Annotated in this window: 19 protein-coding genes; 10 read left to right on the forward strand and 9 right to left on the reverse strand. The window is 65.0% G+C overall.

The window, feature by feature from the left end:
• Window positions 1–179: 179 nt before the first annotated feature.
• The 3 genes from pdhA to QA635_RS17370 are packed head-to-tail and all read left to right on the forward strand — an operon-like array spanning window position 180 to window position 3,317.
• Window positions 180–1,226: a pyruvate dehydrogenase (acetyl-transferring) E1 component subunit alpha gene (gene pdhA, locus QA635_RS17360; protein ID WP_425249191.1), complete on the forward strand. Its 1,047-nt coding sequence runs from the start codon at window positions 180–182 to the stop codon at window positions 1,224–1,226.
• Window positions 1,219–2,199, forward strand: a complete 981-nt coding sequence (locus tag QA635_RS17365; protein ID WP_283070575.1) for an alpha-ketoacid dehydrogenase subunit beta — start codon at window positions 1,219–1,221, stop codon at window positions 2,197–2,199. Before pdhA ends, QA635_RS17365 begins: the two co-directional genes overlap by 8 nt.
• A 20-nt stretch (window positions 2,200–2,219) precedes the next feature.
• Window positions 2,220–3,317 carry a dihydrolipoamide acetyltransferase family protein gene (locus tag QA635_RS17370; RefSeq protein WP_283070576.1) on the forward strand — a complete coding sequence of 366 codons (1,098 nt, stop codon included), beginning with the start codon at window positions 2,220–2,222 and terminating at the stop codon, window positions 3,315–3,317.
• Window positions 3,318–3,347: 30 nt separating this feature from the next.
• Here QA635_RS17370 and QA635_RS17375 read toward each other — a convergent pair whose 3' ends face one another.
• From QA635_RS17375 to QA635_RS17390, 4 genes are all read right to left on the reverse strand, one after another.
• Window positions 3,348–3,773 carry a carboxymuconolactone decarboxylase family protein gene (locus QA635_RS17375; RefSeq protein WP_092089679.1) on the reverse strand — a complete coding sequence of 142 codons (426 nt, stop codon included), beginning with the start codon at window positions 3,771–3,773 and terminating at the stop codon, window positions 3,348–3,350.
• Between the two features lie 187 nt (window positions 3,774–3,960).
• On the reverse strand, window positions 3,961–4,803 hold the full coding sequence (locus tag QA635_RS17380; protein WP_283070577.1) for a transglutaminase family protein: 843 nt from the start codon (window positions 4,801–4,803) through the stop codon (window positions 3,961–3,963).
• A 184-nt stretch (window positions 4,804–4,987) separates the two neighbouring features.
• Window positions 4,988–5,932, reverse strand: coding sequence for an alpha-E domain-containing protein (locus QA635_RS17385; RefSeq protein WP_057019095.1), 945 nt, complete (start codon window positions 5,930–5,932; stop codon window positions 4,988–4,990).
• A gap of 169 nt (window positions 5,933–6,101) precedes the next feature.
• Window positions 6,102–7,520: a circularly permuted type 2 ATP-grasp protein gene (locus tag QA635_RS17390; protein WP_168856780.1), complete on the reverse strand. Its 1,419-nt coding sequence runs from the start codon at window positions 7,518–7,520 to the stop codon at window positions 6,102–6,104.
• Between the two features lie 225 nt (window positions 7,521–7,745).
• Here QA635_RS17390 and QA635_RS17395 point away from each other — a divergent pair, with 225 nt between their 5' ends.
• From QA635_RS17395 to QA635_RS17405, 3 genes are all read left to right on the forward strand, one after another.
• On the forward strand, window positions 7,746–8,498 hold the full coding sequence (locus tag QA635_RS17395; RefSeq protein ID WP_028342907.1) for a competence/damage-inducible protein A: 753 nt from the start codon (window positions 7,746–7,748) through the stop codon (window positions 8,496–8,498).
• A 6-nt stretch (window positions 8,499–8,504) separates the two neighbouring features.
• Entirely contained in the window at window positions 8,505–9,032 is a 528-nt protein-coding gene (gene gpt, locus QA635_RS17400) for a xanthine phosphoribosyltransferase (RefSeq protein ID WP_057019092.1), read from the forward strand.
• Between the two features lie 154 nt (window positions 9,033–9,186).
• Window positions 9,187–9,810: a hypothetical protein gene (locus QA635_RS17405; RefSeq protein WP_283070578.1), complete on the forward strand. Its 624-nt coding sequence runs from the start codon at window positions 9,187–9,189 to the stop codon at window positions 9,808–9,810.
• A 16-nt stretch (window positions 9,811–9,826) separates the two neighbouring features.
• On the opposite strand, the gene QA635_RS17410 is transcribed toward QA635_RS17405, so the two are convergent.
• A complete protein-coding gene (locus tag QA635_RS17410) occupies window positions 9,827–10,849 on the reverse strand; it encodes a methionine synthase (protein WP_283070579.1) in 1,023 nt (340 codons plus the stop codon).
• A 99-nt stretch (window positions 10,850–10,948) separates the two neighbouring features.
• Between QA635_RS17410 and QA635_RS17415 the strand changes: the two genes are divergently transcribed.
• The 4 genes from QA635_RS17415 to QA635_RS17430 all read left to right on the forward strand — a co-directional run bounded on the left by QA635_RS17415 (window position 10,949) and on the right by QA635_RS17430 (window position 14,441).
• On the forward strand, window positions 10,949–11,653 hold the full coding sequence (locus QA635_RS17415; protein WP_225648192.1) for a glutathione binding-like protein: 705 nt from the start codon (window positions 10,949–10,951) through the stop codon (window positions 11,651–11,653).
• 98 nt (window positions 11,654–11,751) lie between these two features.
• Window positions 11,752–12,363, forward strand: coding sequence for a 2-hydroxychromene-2-carboxylate isomerase (locus tag QA635_RS17420; RefSeq protein ID WP_283070580.1), 612 nt, complete (start codon window positions 11,752–11,754; stop codon window positions 12,361–12,363).
• The gene (locus QA635_RS17425; RefSeq protein WP_283070581.1) at window positions 12,363–13,340 is read left to right on the forward strand and encodes an NADPH:quinone oxidoreductase family protein; all 978 of its coding nucleotides are present in this window, start codon (window positions 12,363–12,365) and stop codon (window positions 13,338–13,340) included. Before QA635_RS17420 ends, QA635_RS17425 begins: the two co-directional genes overlap by 1 nt.
• 174 nt (window positions 13,341–13,514) lie before the next feature.
• Window positions 13,515–14,441, forward strand: coding sequence for a ketopantoate reductase family protein (locus tag QA635_RS17430; RefSeq protein ID WP_283070582.1), 927 nt, complete (start codon window positions 13,515–13,517; stop codon window positions 14,439–14,441).
• Here the strand turns inward: QA635_RS17430 and QA635_RS17435 are convergent.
• The 4 genes from QA635_RS17435 to QA635_RS17450 form a co-directional block, all read right to left on the reverse strand.
• On the reverse strand, window positions 14,438–15,124 hold the full coding sequence (locus QA635_RS17435; protein ID WP_283070583.1) for an alpha/beta hydrolase: 687 nt from the start codon (window positions 15,122–15,124) through the stop codon (window positions 14,438–14,440). The two genes, QA635_RS17430 and QA635_RS17435, sit on opposite strands and share 4 nt — an antisense overlap.
• Window positions 15,121–16,011 carry a crotonase/enoyl-CoA hydratase family protein gene (locus QA635_RS17440; RefSeq protein WP_283070584.1) on the reverse strand — a complete coding sequence of 297 codons (891 nt, stop codon included), beginning with the start codon at window positions 16,009–16,011 and terminating at the stop codon, window positions 15,121–15,123. Before QA635_RS17440 ends, QA635_RS17435 begins: the two co-directional genes overlap by 4 nt.
• Before the next feature lie 122 nt (window positions 16,012–16,133).
• Window positions 16,134–17,552, reverse strand: a complete 1,419-nt coding sequence (locus tag QA635_RS17445; RefSeq protein ID WP_283070587.1) for an amidase — start codon at window positions 17,550–17,552, stop codon at window positions 16,134–16,136.
• Entirely contained in the window at window positions 17,545–18,717 is a 1,173-nt protein-coding gene (locus QA635_RS17450) for a M20 aminoacylase family protein (RefSeq protein WP_016846360.1), read from the reverse strand. The genes QA635_RS17445 and QA635_RS17450 overlap by 8 nt, the downstream gene beginning before the upstream one ends.
• Between the last annotated feature and the right edge of the window lie 4 nt (window positions 18,718–18,721).

Below are 18,721 nucleotides of genomic sequence, written 5' to 3' on the forward strand. Positions count from 1 at the left end.
GATCCTGTCGATCGATCCTCACGACCCGGCCGCTGCGCCAAGAGCGATGTTGCCACGGTATTGCATCGTCGCGGGTCGAACACCAAATTACTGAATGTGGGAGGCAGAACCGCTCCTGGAGTGAGCGCGTGGCCAGCAAAAGAGCGAACGAAGAGCTCCCCGTCATTGCGCGCTTTGAGGTGCGCCGCCGCAATTACCTCGCGCCCGACGGCTCAATAGAGCGGCCGCTTCCTGCCTTCGCCACCGATGCCAAGCTGCTGGTCGAACTTTACCGGTCGATGGTGCTCTTGCGTCTGTTCGACCGAAAGGCTGTTGCATTGCAGCGCACCGGTCGGCTGGGAACCTATGCCATTTCGCTCGGCCAGGAGGCGGTGTCGGTCGGCATCGCGAGTGCGATGCGGGAGGATGACGTTCTGTTGCCCTCCTATCGCGACAACGGCGCGTTGCTCTGGCGTGGCGTCGCGCTGGAGGAGATCCTGCTGTTCTGGGGCGGCGATGAACGCGGCAATCAATTCTCCGGTCCGGTGCACGATTTCCCGTTCTGCGTTCCCGTCGGATCGCAGGCGCCGCATGCCGCCGGCGTTGCCTACGCCCTGAAGTTGCGCAAGGAGCCGCGCGTGGCCGTCTGCATGTTCGGCGACGGCGCCACCTCGAAAGGCGATGTCTACGAGGCCATGAATTTCGCCGGCGTTCACAAATTGCCGCTCGTGTTCGTCGCCACCAACAATCAATGGGCCATATCGGTGCCGTTGCGTCTGCAGACGGGTTCCGAGACGCTGGCGCAGAAGGCCATCGGCGCCGGGTTCAGCGGCGAGCAGGTGGACGGGAGTGACGTGGTGGCGATGCGCGCCGCGGCCGAGGAGGCCATTACCGCTGCCCGCGACGGCAAGGGCCCTCACTTCATCGAAGCGGTCACCTATCGGCTCGGCGATCACACGACGTCAGATGATGCATTGCGCTATCGTTCGGCCGAAGAAGTCCAGGCGCATTGGAAGGAAGAGCCGATCGCGCGCCTCAGGTCCTATCTTGTGGGTCAGAAGATGTGGACCAAGGCGGACGAGGAGCGGCTTGCCGCCGAGTGCCATGAGCGCATCGAGGCGGCGGTGGAGCGCTATCTGAAGACGCCGCAACGCCGAGCAGAAACCATGTTCGACAACCTCTATGCCGATCTGCCCGAGGCGTATGCCGCGCAGCGCCGCGAACTTGCGGGAGAGGACGATGCCTGAAGTCACGTTGGTCGAAGCCATCAATCTGGCGCTCGGCCGCGCGATGGCGGATGATCCCGATGTGGTCGTGCTCGGCGAGGATGTCGGCGTCAATGGCGGCGTCTTCCGCGCGACCGTCGGCTTGCAGGAGCGCTTCGGTCCGGAGCGCGTCCTCGATACGCCGCTTGCCGAACTCCTGATCAGCGGGCTCTGCGTCGGCATGGCCGCGCAGGGACTGAAGCCGGTCGGCGAAATCCAGTTCATGGGATTTATCTATCCCTGTCTCGATCAGCTGGTGAACCACGCATCACGGATGCGCAACCGTACCCAGGGACGGCTCACTTGTCCGATGGTTCTGCGCACGCCGCATGGTGCCGGCATTCGCGCACCCGAGCATCATTCCGAGAGCACCGAGGCGATGCTGGCCCACATTCCGGGCTTGCGTGTCGTGATGCCTTCGTCGCCGGAGCGCGCCTATGGACTTCTCCTCGCCGCGATCCGCGATCCCGATCCGGTGGTGTTCCTGGAGCCGACGCGGTTGTACCGCGCCGTGAAAGGCGAGGTCGAGGACAACGGCGAAGCCTTGCCGATGGATCGCGCCTTTGTCGAGAGGGAAGGTCGCGACGTCACGCTGATCAGCTGGGGTGCGATGCTGAAGGAAACGATGGCCGCAGCGGACGCGCTCGCCGACGAGAGCATCGCTGCCGAGGTTATCGACCTCGCCACGCTCAAGCCCTACGATGAAAACACCGTGCTCAGGTCGGTCGCAAAGACCGGGCGCTGCGTCATCGTGCACGAGGCCGCGCACACCGGCGGATTTGGCGCGGAGATCGCAGCCATGATCGCCGAGCGCGGACTATCCTCGCTGCTCGCACCCGTGACCCGCGTCACCGGCTACGACACGATCATCCCGATGGCCCGCCTTGAGCAACGCTACATGCCGTCGGTCGGACGCATCGTGACCGCAGCCCGAAAGGCGCACCAGTACAACTGAACACCAATGGACCTTGTGCCATGCGCCAGTTCACGTTGCCGGACCTTGGTGAAGGTCTTGAAGAAGCCGAGATCGTCACCTGGTACGTCAACGAGGGCGATCACGTCGTGACCGATCAGCCGCTCGTTTCGGTCGAGACCGACAAGGCGGTGGTCGAGATACCGGCGCCGTCGAGCGGACGCATCGCGCGCCTGTTCGGTGCCAAGGGCGATATCGTGAAGGTCGGCGCGCCGCTCGTCGAGTTTGCCGAGGACGCCGGGCAGGACACCGGCACGATTGTGGGCGAACTCGACACCGGCGAGCAACGGCCGGCGCCAGCAACTGCTTCGCCGCTCAGCGGGCAGGGAGCCCAAGTGTTTCCGGCAGTGCGCGCCCTTGCGCGCAAGCTTGACGTCGCGCTCGATCTCGTCGAGGCGACCGGGCCCGGCGGCACCATCACGCGGGCCGATGTCGAGAGGGCGGCGAAGCGGATGTCTCACAGCGGACCTGCCGAGCCGCTGCGCGGCTTGCGCCGCGCGATGGCCCAACGCATGACGGCAGCGCATGCGGAAATCGTCCCCGCGACGGTCACCGATGAAGCCGACATCGACGATTGGCGGCAGGGCGAGGACGTGACAATCCGCCTGGCGCGGGCGATCGCCGCTGCCTGCAAGGCAGAGCCCGCGCTCAATGCCTGGTATCATTCCGGTACGGGAGAACGGCGCCTGATCGAGCGCATCGATCTCGGCATCGCCGTCGACACCGGCGGCGGCCTGATCGTTCCCGTGCTGCGCAATGTCGCGGAGCGGAGCGTATCGGACCTGCGGGCCGGGCTCGACCGTCTGCGAGCCGACGCAATCGCGCGCGCGATACCCCCGGAGGAACTGCGCGGTGCGACGATCACGTTGTCGAACTTCGGCATGATCGGAGGCCGGTTTGCTAATCTCATCATCGTGCCGCCGCAGACGGCGATCGTCGGCGCCGGGCGGATTTCGGAGCGCGTGGTCGCGCTTCGGGGGCAGGTTGCGGTCCGACGCACGCTGCCGCTATCGCTGACCTTCGATCATCGGGTAGTGACGGGCGGCGAAGCTGCCCGTTTCCTGGTTGTCCTCAAATCCGACGTCGAGCGCATTTCGTGACATCACTCATTCGCGAAACAGCCAGGAGCGTCACGGCTCCTGGCTTCGTCCCGCGGGTGCATCGACGAGGAAGGCCTCATCGACGGGCACGCCGAGCGCCGTGACCAGCCGGTTGGTCTCGGCGGCCATGCCGACGATCGCCAGCATTTCCTGATATTCGGCGTCGGTCATGCCCTTGGTGCGGGCGCTCGCGGTGTGCGAGTGAATGCAGTAGCTGCAGCCGTGGGCCACCGAGACGGCGACGTAGAGCATCTCCTTGACCTTCGGGTCAAGCGCGCCGGGTGCCATCACCTCCTTGATGCTCTCCCAGGTCCGCCGCAGGGTCTTCGGATCATGCGCCAGCGCGCGCCAGAAATTGTTGACGAAGTCCGAGTTCCGCGTCTTGCGGATGTCGTCGAAGACGGCGCGTGCCTCCGCCGAGAGTTCGTCGTCGGAAAGCAGTTTTACGGTGGCCATGGCTTGTCCCGCTGGTGTGGTTTGCAGCAGCGATCATAGCACCCCTGCGGACATTGCGAGGAGCGAAGCGGCGAAGCAATCCATGCCTCCGAAAGCGATCAGATGGATTGCTTCGCGGAGCCTGTCATCGGGCGCGCGTTCGCGCGACCCGTTGGCTCGCAATGACGGACGCGGAGAGGGATCAGCCCTACGACTGCGTCTGGCTCTGCCACTGGCCGGGACGGCCGGCCTGGTCGACCTTGACCGCGACCGTCAGCGTCTCGTTGCCGCCGCCATAGCGGGTGCCGCGGACCGGGGCGGCGCCGAGATAGTCGAGGCCGATCGCGACGCGGGCATGGGCGTCGGTGGTGCAGATGCCGTTGGCGGCGTCGAAGCCGATCCAGCCGAGATCGGGCACGAAGGCCTCGGCCCAGGCGTGGCCGGCCTGCTGGTTGACCATGCCATCGGAGCGCAGGAAGTGGCCGGAGACGAACCGCGCCGGAACGCCGCCGGCGCGCGCGCAGGCGATCAGGATGTGCGCGTAATCCTGGCAGACGCCGCGCTTCAGCGCGAACGCCTCGGCGGCCGGGGTGGCGCTGTTGGTCGGGTCCTCGTCGAAGGTCATGTGCTCGTAGATATGCACCATCAGCGCGTGCAGGAAACCGAGCACGTCGGCGCCGGCTTCCGCGCGCAGCTCGCGCACGACGGCCGTCATTGCCGGGTTGAGGTCGGTCAGCGGTGTGGGACGCAGGAACAGGCTCGGCGGAAACCGCTCGTCGCTGCCGCGCAGCACGCCGCCGGTATCCTGGGTCTCGATCAGGCCCTCGCAATGGATCGTGAGGTCACTGATCGAACCATGCGTCAGCACATGGGTGACGTTGCCGAAGGCGTCCTCATGGGTGTCGAGCCGGGAATCGGTCGAGACGTCGATCTGCCAATCCGCGACGTACTGGCCGTCATGGCTGCCGGGCGTCATCCGCAGAATCTGGATCACGCCCGAGGCCGCCGGCTCGTAGCGATAGGTGGTGGTGTGGGCTATCCGCAGGCGCATGGCTCAACCGGTGTTCAATCGGTTTTTTCAGGGCAGGAGTGTCATGCCCGGACCCTTCCCGGGCACCCACGTCTTTCTTCCTAATCGGCCGCGAAAGCAAGATGTCGATGACGGGGTCACCAATGTACGAAAGACGCGCTTCGCGCTTTTGCCCGGCCATGACGGGATTTTGCCTCAAAACCGGTCAAATCAGGTACTGCTTGGTGATGATTTCACCCAGCCGTGAGTTGTCCGCGATGAATTCCTGGATGAATTCGTGCACGCCGTGCTGGAAGATATCGTCCATGTTGCTGTGTTCGAGCCGGTTCCTGATGCCGCGGGCATGGCGTTGCGAGGCGCCCTGGCGGCCATAGGCGACGCCGATCTGGTCGAGGTTGCGCACGAGGTTGCTGTAGCAGCTCGCAAGCGAGCGCGGCAGCGTATCGTTGAGGATCAACAGATCCGCGATCAGCCAGGGCTTCAGGGTTTCCCGGTAGACCCAGTGATAGGCGGTCGTTGCCGACACCGAGCGCAGGATCGAGGTCCACTGGTAGTAGTCCAGCGGGCCGCCGACATGCTCCTCCTCGGGCAACAGCATGTGATACTTCACGTCGAGAATCCGCGCGGTGTTGTCGGCGCGCTCGAGATGGACGCCGAGCCGCGAGAACCAGTAGGCGTCGTTGCGCAGCATGGTGCGGTAGGCCGAGCCGTCGAAGCGCAGCGAGGTCTCCTGCACGAAGCGCAGGAATTTGGCGAGCTCCTCGCGGTTGGCGGGACCCTTGTTCCAGACCGCCTGCAGCTCGATCCAGGCCGAATTGATGGTGTCCCACATCTCCGACGTCAGTGCTGTCCGCACCGAGCGTGAATTGAGCCGCGCCGCCTCGATGCAGTTCTTGATCGAGGACGGATTGTCCGACGAGAAGGAGAGATATTCGATGACGTTCCGCTCGTCGGCTTCCTCATAGTGATCATAGAAGCTCGCGCCGACGCCGGCGGTGAGCAGTGCGGAATCCCACTCATTGGTCTTGCCGACATAGGCCGCGGGCAGCGCGGTGACGCGCAACGTCGCATCGATGGTGCGCGCCAGATATTCGGCGCGTTCGACATAACGGGCCAGCCAGAACAGGTTTTCGGCGGTGCGCGACAGCATGCGATAGTCCCTACAAGGCGAAACGTGTTTCACCTCCCCCTGAAAGGGGAGGTCGACGCGCAGCGGCGGGTGGGGGTCTTCTCTCCATTCGGCGTATGCGGCCGACCCCCACCCCGACCCTCCCCCTTGCAGGGGGAGGGAGGGCTCGCGCAGCGCGTTTGGCTTCAAATCACTCACTCAGTATCCAGGTGTCTTTGGTGCCGCCGCCCTGGCTCGAATTGACGACGAGCGAGCCTTCCTTCAGCGCGACGCGGGTCAGCCCGCCGGGCACGATGGTGGTGTGGCTGGAGCCGGTCAGCACGAACGGGCGGAGGTCGACATGACGCGGCGCCAGCCCCTTGTCGGTGCAGGTCGGGCAGGTCGACAGCGCCAGCGTCGGCTGGGCGATGAAGCCTTCCGGCTCGCGCTTGAGCTTGTCGCGGAACGCCTCGATCGTCGCCTTGGTGGCGGCGGGGCCGATCAGCATGCCGTAGCCGCCCGAGCCGTGCACCTCCTTGACGACGAGGTCGGCGAGGTTGTCGAGCACGTAGGACAGATCCTGCGGTTCGCGGCAGCGCCAGGTCTGCACGTTCTTCAGGATCGGCTCTTCGCTGAGATAGAATTTTACGATGTCCGGCATGTAGGAATAGATCGCCTTGTCGTCGGCGATGCCGGTGCCGACTGCATTGGCGAGCGTGATGTTGCCGGCGGCGTAGGCCGACATCAGTCCGGGGACGCCGAGCGCGGAGTCCGGCCGGAAGGTGAGGGGATCGAGAAAATCGTCGTCGACGCGGCGATAGATCACGTCGACCCGCTTCAGCCCCTCGGTGGTGCGCATGAACACCTCGTCGTTCTTGACGATGAGGTCGCGCCCCTCGACCAGCTCGATGCCGAGCTTGTCGGCGAGGAAGGAGTGCTCGTAATAGGCCGAGTTGTAGACGCCGGGCGTCATCAGCGCGACCGTCGGCTCGGCGGAGGCGCTGTGCGGCGCGACCGACCGCAGCGCCGACAGCAGCTCGTCCGGATAACGGTCCACCGGCGCGACGCGGTGCCGCGCGAACAGGTCCGGAAACAACCGCATCATGATCTCGCGGTTTTCCAGCATGTAGGACACGCCGGATGGCGTGCGCGCATTGTCCTCCAGCACGATGAAATTGTCGGGATCGGTACGGATGATGTCGATGCCGGCGATGTGGACGTAGATGTCGTGCGGCACGTCCTGGCCGTTCATCTCCGGACGGAACACCGGGTTCTGGAAGATCAGGTCCTCGGGGATGACGTTGGCACGCAGGATGTCGCGGCCGTGATAGATGTCCTTCAAGAACATGTTGAGCGCGAGCACGCGCTGCTTGAGGCCCTTCTCCAGCAGCGTCCACTCGGTCGCCGACATGATGCGGGGGATGACGTCGAAGGGGATCAGCCGCTCCTGGGCCTCGGCATCGCCATAGACCGCGAAGGTGATGCCGATCCGGCGGAACAAGAGCTCCGCTTCCTGGCGTCGATATTCGAGTGCATCCGGCGGCGTCTCTTTGAGCCAGCGGGAGAGCTCCTGGTAGGCCGGGCGGAGATCCTCGCCGAGGCCATTCATCTCATCGAACGCGACTGCCATATAGCCCGACTGCCCTCCCAAGCCATGTGACACAGTGCATGACTTGATGGGATGGTAGCAAGGGGCGGGCCAGCGCGATATGCATTGGCTTGCGGCATTTGCTATGGGTGAAGTGGAAGGCCTGCCCGAAAAACCGGCTGAGGTCTGCTTAATTCGGCGGCAAAACCCCGTGACATCAAGGCATTGGATCGGCAATGTCAGGGGATCAAGTTAGGGAATGAGACCATGAGCGAGATCGTCACGGCGGGGATATTGGTGATCGGCGACGAGATCCTGTCCGGCCGGACCAAGGACAAAAACATCGGCTTCATCGCCGAATACCTGACCAACATCGGCATCGACCTGAAGGAGGTCCGCGTCGTCGCCGATGACGAGGCCGACATCGTCTCCGCCCTTGATGCGCTGCGGCATAGGTACACCTACGTGTTCACCACCGGCGGCATCGGGCCGACCCATGACGACATCACCGCCGACAGCGTGGCGAAGGCGTTCGGGGTCGATATCCATCATCACCCCGAGGTGGTGGCGCGGTTCAGGGAGCGCTGGAGCGAGCAGGACCTCAACGAGGCGCGGCTCCGCATGGCCCGGGTGCCTGACGGCGCCGAGCTGATCCAGAGCGCGACCATCCTGGCGCCGGGCTTCAAGCTCGGTAATGTCATCGTGATGGCCGGCATCCCCACCATCATGCAGGCGATGATGGACATCGTGGCGCCGACCCTGAAATCCGGCGTGCGGATGTTGTCGGACTCGGTCAGGGCCGACGCACGGGAAGGCGACATCGGCGGTCCGCTGCGGGCGATCGCGGAAGCCAATCCCGACACCATCATCGGCAGCTATCCGTTCCAGGACGAGAACCAGAAGCCGAACACCAATCTCGTGGTCCGCTCGCGCGATCCGGAAAAGCTCGCCGCGGCGATGATCGCGGTGAAGGAGATGCTGAAGCAAGTGCAGGCCGCGCAGAAGAAGCCGGCGGGTTGAGACGATATGGCTGAACGAAATTCCGAACCGAGTGCACAGGAGCGAGCCGGCAGGCCGTTTCCGGTCTCGTGGGATCAATTCCACCGGGACTGCCGGGCGCTGACCTGGCGGCTCAATGAGGTCGGCCCGTTCCAAGCGGTGATCGCGATCACTCGCGGCGGGCTGGTGCCTGCGGCGATCGTGGCGCGCGAGCTCGGCTTGCGGGTGATCGACACCGTCTGCGTCGCCAGCTACGACCACGACAAGCAGGGCGATCTGAAAGTGCTCAAGGGCATTTCGGAGCAGACCGCCAAGCTCGGCGGCGGCACCGGCAAGGGGCTGTTGATCGTCGACGACCTCGTCGATACCGGCAAGACCGGCAGGCTGGTGCGCCAATTGCTGCCCGATGCGCATTTCGCGACCGTGTACGCCAAGCCCAAGGGCCGGCCGCTGGTCGACACCTACATCACCGAGGTGTCGCAGGACACCTGGATCTACTTCCCCTGGGACACCGCACTGTCGTTCCAGCCGCCAATCCGCGACGGGGCGGCGTGAGGAGTCACCTCGCCCCGCTTGCGGGGAGAGGTCGATCGCGGAGCGATCGGGTGAGGGGGAGTCACCGCGAGTTCATCTCTCACTATCTTTGCGGACAAAGCCCCTCACCCCAACCCTCTCCCCGCAAGAGCGGGGCGAGGGGGAAGTAAGAAACATGCCCCTGCAAAACCGCGTCACGCCCACCGGCGACATCGTCGCCTCAGACCATCGCGGCACCTTCACCGGCAATCGCGGCATCATCCACGATCCCGCGACGCGCACGCTGCTGAACAAGCGCTGGTCGAGCCCGGCGTGGCTCACCTGCGTCTGTGAGTTCAGGGGACGGCGGCGCGAGGTGATGAGCCGGCAGAGCTGGACCGAGCTGTTCTTCCTCGATGAGGCCACCGCGTTCGCGGCCGGACACCGGCCCTGCTTCTACTGCCGCCGTGACGATGCCAAGCGGTTTCGCGGCTGCTGGGAGCAGGGCAACGGCGTGAGCGATCTCAGCGCCAAGGCGATGGACGCGGTGCTGCATGCCGAGCGGCTTGACCGCGGCAAGAAGCGGCTGCATCCGCTGTCGACGCGATTGCGCGACTTGCCCGACGGGACGATGCTGCAGGCGAGCGGGGACAGCTACCTCGTCGCCGACGGCGCCACGTTGCGCTGGTCGTTCGCCGGTTACAGCCGGGCCGACGTACCGGAGCCGGCCATGCTGCTGACGCCGCCATCGACGTTGCGCGCCTTCCAGGCCGGCTACCGGCCGGTGTTGCATCCGAGCGCGATGGCCGTTCTGGGTTGATCTGCCGGCGCAGTCGTTACGCCAGCCGCTGCCGCGCCAGCTTGGCCCCGGCGCCCAGCGCGATCAGCTTGGCTTCCGCGATATCCCGCCGCATCGGCGCCATGCCGCAATTGGTGGTCGCGATGATGTTGCCCTTCGGCACGTGCTTGGCGACCGCCTCGATCACCTTGACGACGTCCTCAGCGGTCTCGATCTCGTCGCTGGCGACGTCGATCACGCCGGCCTGCACGATCTTGCCGGGGAGCGCCGCGAGCAGTTCGATCGGCACCTTCGAGTTGCGGCATTCGATCGCGACCTGCTGGATCGTGCTCTTGTCGATGACGGGGAAGGTCTCCTCGTATTGCCGCCACTCGCCGCCGAGCGTCTGCTTCCAGTCGGTGTTGGCCTTGATGCCGTAGCCGTAGCAGATGTGCACGGCGGTGGCGCAGGTCAGGCCTTCGGCGGCGCGCTCCAGGGCCTTGATGCCCCAGTCGCGCACTTGGTCCATGTAGACGTTGAAGGCGGGCTCGTCGAACTGGATCATGTCGACGCCGTCGGCCTCGAGCGCCTTCGCCTCCTGATTCAAAAGCTCCGCGAAAGCGAAGGCCATCTTCACGCGGTCGCCGTAATATTTGTCGGCGATGGTATCGATGATCGTCATCGGGCCGGGCATGGTGAATTTCAGCCGGTTCCTGGTGTGCGCGCGGGCCGCACGGGCCTCGCTCTCGTGGACGCGCCCCTTCAGCTGCAGCGGTGCGACCACCTGCGGGACCATCGCTTTGTAGCGGTCCTTGCGGATGCCCATCTCGACCTTGTGGGCGAAATCGATGCCTTCGATCCGCTCCAGGAAGCCGTGGACGAAATGCTGGCGCGCCTGCTCGCCCTCGGTGACGATGTCGACACCGGCATCTTCCTGCAGCTTGACCGCGAGCACCGTGGCATCGCGCTTGGCGCGGGCGAGCTCGGCGCCTTCCGACTTCCAGGGTGCCCACAGCATGTTCGGCTCCGCCAGCCATTCCGGCTTCGGCAGCGAGCCAGCGATCGTGGTTGGAAACAGCATGGGTGCCTCCCGTTGGGTTCTGATTGAGGGCCTGTGTGCCATGTCCTAAGGTGGAGGTACAGAACAACAAAAGTCTTTGTGACGGGGAATAGAACGCCGATGATCGATCTGCACTACGCGCCGACGCCGAACGGCTGGAAGATCTCGATCATGCTGGAGGAACTGGGGCTGCCCTACAAGGTGATCCCGGTGAACATCCGCGCCGGCGAGCAGTTTCGGCCCGAATTCCTGGCGATCAGCCCGAACAACCGGATCCCCGCGATCGTCGACCATGCGCCCGCCGACGGCGGCGGGCCGTTCTCGGTGTTCGAGACCGGCGCGATCCTGATCTATCTCGCCGACAAGGCCGGCCGTTTCCTGTCCAGGGAGCTACGTGCGCGGTCAAACGTCATCCAGTGGGTGATGTGGCAGATGGGCGGCCTCGGGCCGATGCTCGGCCAGCACGGCCATTTTGCGCTCTATGCGGCCGAGAAGATTCCTTACGCGATCGAGCGCTACCGCGACGAGACCGCGCGGCTCTATGGCGTGCTCGACCGCCAGCTCGGCAGGACCGGCGCCTATATCGCCGGCGACGACTATTCGATCGCCGACATCGCCTGCTTCCCCTGGACCATGACCCACAAGGCGCAGGGTTTTACCCTCGACGATTTCCCGAACATCAAGCGCTGGTACGCCACCGTGCGCGCCCGCCCGCAGGTGCAGGCGGGGCTTGCGATCGGAAAATTCGTCAAGGAGCCGTTTGACGAGGAATCACGCAAGAACATGTTCGGCCAGCGTGCGAAGGAATTGGTCGAGAAGAAATGATGCCGTTATTCCGCGGCGCGACACAGTTGCGAGCCCTGCGCCTTGCGGTGCATCCCGGAATGACGAGAATGAACGTGGAAAAGACAAAGGGAAACGCCATGATCGAATTCTTCTTCGACTGCTCCAGCCCGTGGACCTATCTCGCCTGGCACAACATCCAGCCGCTCGCGAAGGAGTTCGACGCTCCGATCACCTGGCGGCCGATCCTGGTCGGCGGCATCTTCAACACCGTCAACCCGTCGGTCTACGCGCAGCGCGAGAAGCCGGTGCCGCTGAAGGCGCGCTACATGAAGAAGGATCTCACCGACTGGGCGCGCTCGGCCGGCCTTGCGATCAAGATGCCGCCGACCGTGTTCCCGGTGAACAGCGTCAAGGCGATGCGCGGCTGCATCTGGCTCGGCAACGAGAAGATGGTGCCGTTCGCCCGCGCGGTGTTCGAGGCCTATTGGGGTGACGACAAGGACATTTCGCAGGATGCGGTGCTGACCGAGATCTGCACTAAACTCGGGATCGATCCGGCGCAATTCCTTGCCGGCATCGGCGACCAGGCGATCAAGGATCAACTCAAGGCCAACACCGAGGAGGTGATGGCGCGCGGCGGCTTCGGCTCGCCGACGATCTATCTCGACAAGACCGACATGTATTTCGGCAACGACCGCTTGCCGCTGATCCGCGAGGCGCTGGCACGTCTCAAGGCGCGGGCTGCCTGATGCCGAAAGCCGTCGTTTGCCGCGAACTCGGGCCGCCCGAGCGCCTGCAGCTCGAGAACTTTGCCTCGGTGCCCTTGCAGCCGGGACAGGTGCGCGTTGCGATCCGGGCCGCCGGGATCAATTTCCCCGACATCCTGATGGCCGCGGGCGAGTACCAGCTCAAGCCGCCGCTGCCGTTCACGCCGGGCTCGGAAGCCGCCGGCGATGTCGTCGAGGTCAATGACGCTACCGGTGTCGCCATCGGCGATAAGGTGATCGTCAAGATGCGCTTCGGCGCCTATTGCGACGAGACGATTGCAACGCCGTCGCAGTTCGTACCGGTGCCGTCGACCTTCGACTATGCGGAAGGCGCGACCTTCCTGGCCGCGCATGGCACCGCCTATCATGCGCTGATCGACCGCGGACAGATCAAGCCGGGCGAGGTGCTGCTGGTGCATGGCGCCGGCGGCGGCGTCGGACTTGCCGCGGTCGAGATCGGCAAGCTGCTCGGCGCCACCGTGATCGCCGCGGCTTCGAGCGAGGACAAGCTTGCGATCGCCAAGGCGCGCGGCGCGGACCATCTCGTGCTCTATGCGCGCGAGCCGTTCCGCGATGCGGTCAAGCGCCTCACCGACGGTCGCGGCGCCGATGTCGTGTTCGATCCTGTCGGCGGAGAGGTGTTCGAGAACTCGATGCGCTGCATCAACTGGGGCGCGCGGATTCTCGTCGTCGGCTTCACCGGTGGCATCGGTCTTGCCCGCACCAATCTGTTGATGATCAAAGGCGCGAGCGTGCTCGGCGTTCGCGCCGGCGAGGCGGTGCGCAAGGATCCCGCGCTCGGCGAGGGCAGGTTCAAGAGGCTGAGCGAATGGGCCGAGGCCGGCCGGGTGCGGCCGAATATCTCGCACCGGCTGCCGCTGGAAGACTATGCGAAGGCGATGCGGCTGTTGATCGAGCGCAAGGCGATCGGCCGTGTGGCGCTGCTGACGAGGCCGTGAAGCCATAGATCCGTCGGGCAGGCGGCTTGCCAGCGTCCGCCATGCACCGATAGCAGACCAAATTCTGCAGTGCAGCCAAATGACGCGATGGGCCCGGCATTCAAGGAATCGAACCCAGGTCCGTCGCGTGATATCCTCTGCCGGCTGAGTGTCGTTGCAGGGGTGGAGGATGACATGCGTATCGCTGTGATGGCGGCCGGTGCCCTCGGCGGTTATTTCGGAGCACGTATGGCCGCGGCAGGGCACGACGTGTTCTTTATCGCACGCGGCTCCAACCTCGAGGCGATCAGAAAGAACGGTCTCAAGGTCGAGAGTGTGCTCGGCAATCTTCATTTGCCCGAACCCAACGTGACCGATGATCCAGCCACGGTCGGCCCGGTCGATATCGTACTGTTCGCGGTCAAGCTTTGGGACAGCGAGACGGCAGCCAGGTTGTCTCTCCCCCTGGTCGGACCGCGCACCCGGGTGATCCCGCTGCAAAACGGGGTCGATAGCGCGGAGAGGATCGCCCCGATTCTCGGCGCCGACAATGTGGTCGCCGGAAGTGCCTATATTGCTACGGTGCTGTCCGCGCCTGGCGTCGTCACCCACACGAGCCAGTTCGCGCGCATGGTCTGCGGGAGAACCGACGGCAAGCCCGATGAGGGCCTCAAAGCCTTTGCCGACGCCGCTCATGCGGCCGGGGTCGACATCTCGGTGTCCGACGGGATTGAGCGCGAGCGCTGGCAGAAATTTGTATTTCTCGTCGGACTATCAGGCGCGACCGCAACGACTCGCCAGCCGCTGGGGCCAATCCTGGCCGACCCGGATACGCGAGCGTTCTTTTACAGCCTGATGAGCGAGGTGGTGGCGGTCGGCCGTGCCAGGGGCGTTCCGATTCCGGAGAATTTTGCCGAGGACAGAATGAAATTCGCGGAAGCCTCGCCGCCCACCTTCAAGGCTTCCATGCTGCACGATCTCGAACGCGGCAACCGGCTCGAACTCGACTGGCTCGCCGGAAAGGTGGTGGAGTTCGCCCGCCCGCTTGGCGTTCCTACGCCAGCCAACAATGCGGTCTATGCCATGCTCAAGCTGCACAGGATGGGTAACACCCACGCCTAGTCCACCTGACGATTTGTGCTGAATTTCCCCTCTTGCAAGAACGCGATGGTCTGCGCGATCGCTTCCTTGTTGCGCACCAGCCAGGGATGCGAGGTGCGGATCACGATGTGATCGGCCATGCCCTCAAGCCTGGTGTTGGCGACCGACACCCGGCCGTCATGCGGCCGCGGCAGGGCCATGGAGGTGATCGGATAGACCGAACGGTTGCCGGCAATGATGCCGGCGGAATAATCGATCGGCGGCAGCAGCGCGCTGGTCGCGGCATCGCGGCGGGTGACGAGCTGCTGGCCGGCCGGACCGAAATAGGCGCGATAGGCCGCGAGGTTCTTCAGGCGGTCGGCGATCTCGCTGCCGCCGTTCGGTGTCCCGAGCATCACGACGCGGCCGAGCCGCGCCGGGCGATGCCTTGCCAGATAGACGCGTGCCAGAAGACCGCCCATGGAATGGCAGACGAAGTTCACGGAGCCGTCGAGGCTCTGCGCGAACCGATCGAGCGAGGGGTGGATGTCCTCAGCCAGCACGTCGAGTGGCTTGCGCCGGCTGTCATAGTCGAGATTGAGGGTGGCAAAGCCGGCCGCCCTCAGCGCCAGCTCCATCCTGCGAAACGAGCGCGCCGTCCTGCTGATGCCGTGCAACAGGACGACGCCGTCAAGTGTGGACGCCGCTTGACGCCATTCGCTCACTTATAGTCGCGCTCTTGCCACCACGGGAAATAGTCGGGCATGTCCGACGAGACCCTGTTCTTGAACTGCGCGGGGCGCTTTTCCAGGAACGACACCACGCCTTCCTTGACGTCGTCGGAGCGGCCGCGGGCATAGATGCCGCGGCTGTCGACCTTGTGCGCCTCCATCGGATCGTCGGCGCCCATCATGCGCCACATCATCTGGCGGATCAGCGCCACCGACACCGGCGCGGTCTTGGCTGCGAACTCCTTGGCGAGCGCACGCGCGGTGGGCAGCAGATCGTCCGGCGGCACCACCTTGCTGACGAGCCGGCCGGCGAGCGCTTCCTGCGCCGGGAAGACGCGGCCGGAATAGCACCATTCCAGCGCCTGCGAGATGCCGACGATGCGCGGCAGGAACCAGCTCGATGCGGCTTCCGGCACGATGCCGCGCTGGGAGAACACGAAGCCGAAGCGCGCGGCGTCGGAGGCGATGCGGATATCCATCGCAAGCTGCATGGTGACGCCGATGCCGACCGCCGGGCCGTTCACCGCGGCGATGACAGGCTTCAGGCACTTGAAGATGCGCAGCGTCACTTGCCCGCCGCCGTCACGCACCTGCGGATCGCTGTAGTCGACGCTGCCGTCGGCATTGCGCTTGACCGGACCGCGCCGCGCATCGCGGTCGAACGTGTTGGCGCCGGATGATAGATCGGCGCCGGCGCAGAAGCCGCGGCCTTCGCCGGTCACGATGATGGCCCTGACGTCGTCGTCCTTGTCGGCTTTGTCGAACGCGTCGATCAGCTCCTGCTGCATCGTGGCGTTGAAGGCGTTGAGCTTGTCGGGCCGGTTCAGCGTGATGGTCAGGATCTGCTCGGCGACCTCGTACTTGATCGTCTCATACGCCATGGGGATGATTTCCTTCCTTTTATTTGTCATTGCCGGGCTCGACCCGGCAATCCATCTCTTCTTTATGAAGAAGATGGATGCGCGGGTCGAGCCCGCGCATGACAATTTGGAAGGCCGAGGCGCTACTTCTTCGGCGGCGCGGGCCACGGCTTCTGCGGGCCGCGCAGGCCTTCGAACGCCTTGCCCATGCCGAGCACGCCGATGTCGTCGAAGCGGCGGCCGATGATCTGGACGCCGATCGGAAAGCCCTTCTTGTCGTAGCCGCCGTTGATCGACAGCGCGGGGTTCTCCGACATATTCCACGGCACGGTAAAGCAGATGTGCTCGAACGGCTTTGCCGGGTCGTTGAGCGGCGCTGCGAACTCCGCCGGGAAGTTCACCACCGGCGACACCGGCGAGATCACGTAGTCGACCTCGCAGAACAATTTCGCGGCGGCCGCGCGGATCGCCATCGTCATGTTGAAGCCGCGCACCACATCGACGCCGGAGAGCTTTGCACCGGCCTCGGCCCAGTTGAGGATGTAGGGCAGGGTCTTGCCGCGGTCGGCCTGCGACAGTTTCGACAGCTCATCCCAGGTCCGGGCGCGCCAGAAATTGTCGAGCCCTTCGAGCATCTCGGGCGTCAGGATGCCGTCGATCTCGGTGATGACGGCGCCGGCGGATTCGAACGCCTTCGCAGCCTTCACGACGACCTCGCGAACCTCCTTCTCGACCTTCTGGCCGGAGCCGGCGTCGAGCATCAGCCCGATGCGCAGCTTGCGCGGCGACTTCTCCAGCGCCTTCCAGTTCACCTCGAGCGCCGGCAGGCTCATGCCGTCGCGGCGGTCGGGACGCGACAATACGCTCATCATCAGCGCGGCGTCGTCGACGGTGCGGGTCATCGGACCGGCGACGCGGCCGACATAAGGCGGGTCGATCGGCACGCGGCCGAGGCTCGGCTTCAATGCAACGAGGCCGCACCAGTTGGCCGGCAGCCGCACCGAGCCGCCGATATCGGTGCCGAGATGCAAGGGACCATAACCGGCAGCACCTGCCGCGCCAGCGCCGGCGCTCGAGCCGCCGGGGTTCTTGCTGACATCCCAGGGATTGCGGGTCAGCGGATGGAACGACGACAAGCCCGACGACAGCATGCCGTAGTCCGGCATCGTGGTCTTGGAGAAGATCACGCAGCCGGCCTCGCGCAGCCGCGCCGCAGGCGGTGCATCCTTCTCCGCGGGCGCCAGCTTGACGCTCGCCGCGCCCAGCGGCACCGGCTGCCCCTTGGTCGCGACGTTGTCCTTGATGGTGGCGGGAACGCCATCGAGCGTGCCGGCCGGCTCGGCCTGCTGCCAGCGCTCGGTCGAGGTCTTGGCGACCTTCCGCGCCCCTTCCGGGTCGTACAAATACAGCGCCTTGATGTGCGGCTCCCAGGTCGCGACCTGGGAGATGATTTCCTCCAGCACCTCGGACGGCGAGAACTGCTTGGCACGATAGCCGGCGAGCAGGTCGACGGCGGAGAGATCGTGCAGCGACGTGATGTCGTCCCCTTTGGGCTTATGCATGCGCACCTGCCGGCATGCGTTTCTCGATGATGCGGGCGAACATGCTGGCGCCGATCGGCAGGATCTTGTCGTCGAGAACGTAACCGGGATTGTGAACGGGCACGGAGCCGTCATGGCCGACCCAGAAATACGCGCCGGGAATCGCCTGCATCATGTCGGCGAAATCCTCGCTGCCCATCTTCGGCGTCGAGCGGGTGATGACCTTGGCCGGATCGACCACGGTGCGCGCGACTTCCTCGACGACGCGGGACTGCTCTTCCTGATTCACCAGCACGCTGAAGCCGTCGCGGATCTCGACCGAGATTTCGGCGCCATATGCCGCCGCAAAGCCCGCGGAGATTTCGCGCATGCGCTTGCGGATCAGCTCACGGATCTCGTCGGAGAAGCAGCGCACCGTGCCGCACATCCAGGCTTCGCCGGGAATGACGTTGTACGCCGACCCGGAATGGATCTGCGTGATCGACAGCACCGCAGCCTGCAGCGGATCGACGTTGCGGCTGACGATCGACTGCAACGCCTGTCCGAGCGTCATTGCGATTACGACGGCGTCCTTGGAGCGCTCCGGCATCGCGCCATGCGCGCCGTAGCCCTGGATCCTGATGTCGAAGAAGTCGGCTGCGGCCATTGCCGGGCCCGGCAGGATCGCGATCTCGCCATGGTTGAGGTCCGGCGCGTTGTGCAGGCCATAGACCTCGTCGCAGGGGAACTGCTTGAACAGGCCGTCCTTGATCATGGCGCGCGCGCCGCCGAGGCCTTCCTCGGCCGGCTGGAAGATGAAATGCACGGTGCCGTCGAAATTGCGGGTCTCGGCGAGATAGCGCGCCGAGCCGAGCAGCATCGTGGTGTGGCCGTCATGGCCGCAGCCGTGGAAGCGGCCGGGGATGGTCGAACGCCACTTCAGATTGGTGTTCTCCTCCATCGGCAGCGCGTCCATGTCGGCGCGCAGGCCGATCTTCTTGGTGCCGTTGCCCTTGCCCTTGAGCACACCGACCACGCCGGTGCCGCCGAGGCCGCGATGCACCTCGATGCCCCAGCTCGTCAGCTTGTCGGCGACGATGCCCGAGGTGCGGACCTCCTCGAAGCCGATCTCGGGATGCGCATGCAGATCCCGTCTGATGGCGGTGAGTTCGTCGGCAAAACTGTCGATGCGCTCAATGGTCGGCATGGCT

The sequence above is a fragment of the Bradyrhizobium brasilense genome (assembly GCF_029714345.1).
Classification (GTDB): Bacteria; Pseudomonadota; Alphaproteobacteria; order Rhizobiales; family Xanthobacteraceae; genus Bradyrhizobium; species Bradyrhizobium australafricanum.

Bases quoted from the DNA above. Each gene is read 5' to 3' on its own strand.
- QA635_RS17415 (WP_225648192.1), top strand. From the start codon at position 10,949: ATGATCGATCTGCACTACGCGCCGACGCCGAACGGCTGGAAGATCTCG.
- QA635_RS17390 (WP_168856780.1), bottom strand. From the start codon at position 7,520: ATGGCAGTCGCGTTCGATGAGATGAATGGCCTCGGCGAGGATCTCCGC.
- QA635_RS17365 (WP_283070575.1), top strand. From the start codon at position 1,219: ATGCCTGAAGTCACGTTGGTCGAAGCCATCAATCTGGCGCTCGGCCGC.
- QA635_RS17430 (WP_283070582.1), top strand. From the start codon at position 13,515: ATGCGTATCGCTGTGATGGCGGCCGGTGCCCTCGGCGGTTATTTCGGA.
- QA635_RS17425 (WP_283070581.1), top strand. From the start codon at position 12,363: ATGCCGAAAGCCGTCGTTTGCCGCGAACTCGGGCCGCCCGAGCGCCTG.
- QA635_RS17440 (WP_283070584.1), bottom strand. From the start codon at position 16,011: ATGGCGTATGAGACGATCAAGTACGAGGTCGCCGAGCAGATCCTGACC.
- QA635_RS17395 (WP_028342907.1), top strand. From the start codon at position 7,746: ATGAGCGAGATCGTCACGGCGGGGATATTGGTGATCGGCGACGAGATC.
- QA635_RS17385 (WP_057019095.1), bottom strand. From the start codon at position 5,932: ATGCTGTCGCGCACCGCCGAAAACCTGTTCTGGCTGGCCCGTTATGTC.
- QA635_RS17410 (WP_283070579.1), bottom strand. From the start codon at position 10,849: ATGCTGTTTCCAACCACGATCGCTGGCTCGCTGCCGAAGCCGGAATGG.
- QA635_RS17380 (WP_283070577.1), bottom strand. From the start codon at position 4,803: ATGCGCCTGCGGATAGCCCACACCACCACCTATCGCTACGAGCCGGCG.
- QA635_RS17420 (WP_283070580.1), top strand. From the start codon at position 11,752: ATGATCGAATTCTTCTTCGACTGCTCCAGCCCGTGGACCTATCTCGCC.
- QA635_RS17445 (WP_283070587.1), bottom strand. From the start codon at position 17,552: ATGCATAAGCCCAAAGGGGACGACATCACGTCGCTGCACGATCTCTCC.
- gpt (WP_057019092.1), top strand. From the start codon at position 8,505: ATGGCTGAACGAAATTCCGAACCGAGTGCACAGGAGCGAGCCGGCAGG.
- QA635_RS17450 (WP_016846360.1), bottom strand. From the start codon at position 18,717: ATGCCGACCATTGAGCGCATCGACAGTTTTGCCGACGAACTCACCGCC.
- QA635_RS17405 (WP_283070578.1), top strand. From the start codon at position 9,187: ATGCCCCTGCAAAACCGCGTCACGCCCACCGGCGACATCGTCGCCTCA.
- QA635_RS17375 (WP_092089679.1), bottom strand. From the start codon at position 3,773: ATGGCCACCGTAAAACTGCTTTCCGACGACGAACTCTCGGCGGAGGCA.
- QA635_RS17370 (WP_283070576.1), top strand. From the start codon at position 2,220: ATGCGCCAGTTCACGTTGCCGGACCTTGGTGAAGGTCTTGAAGAAGCC.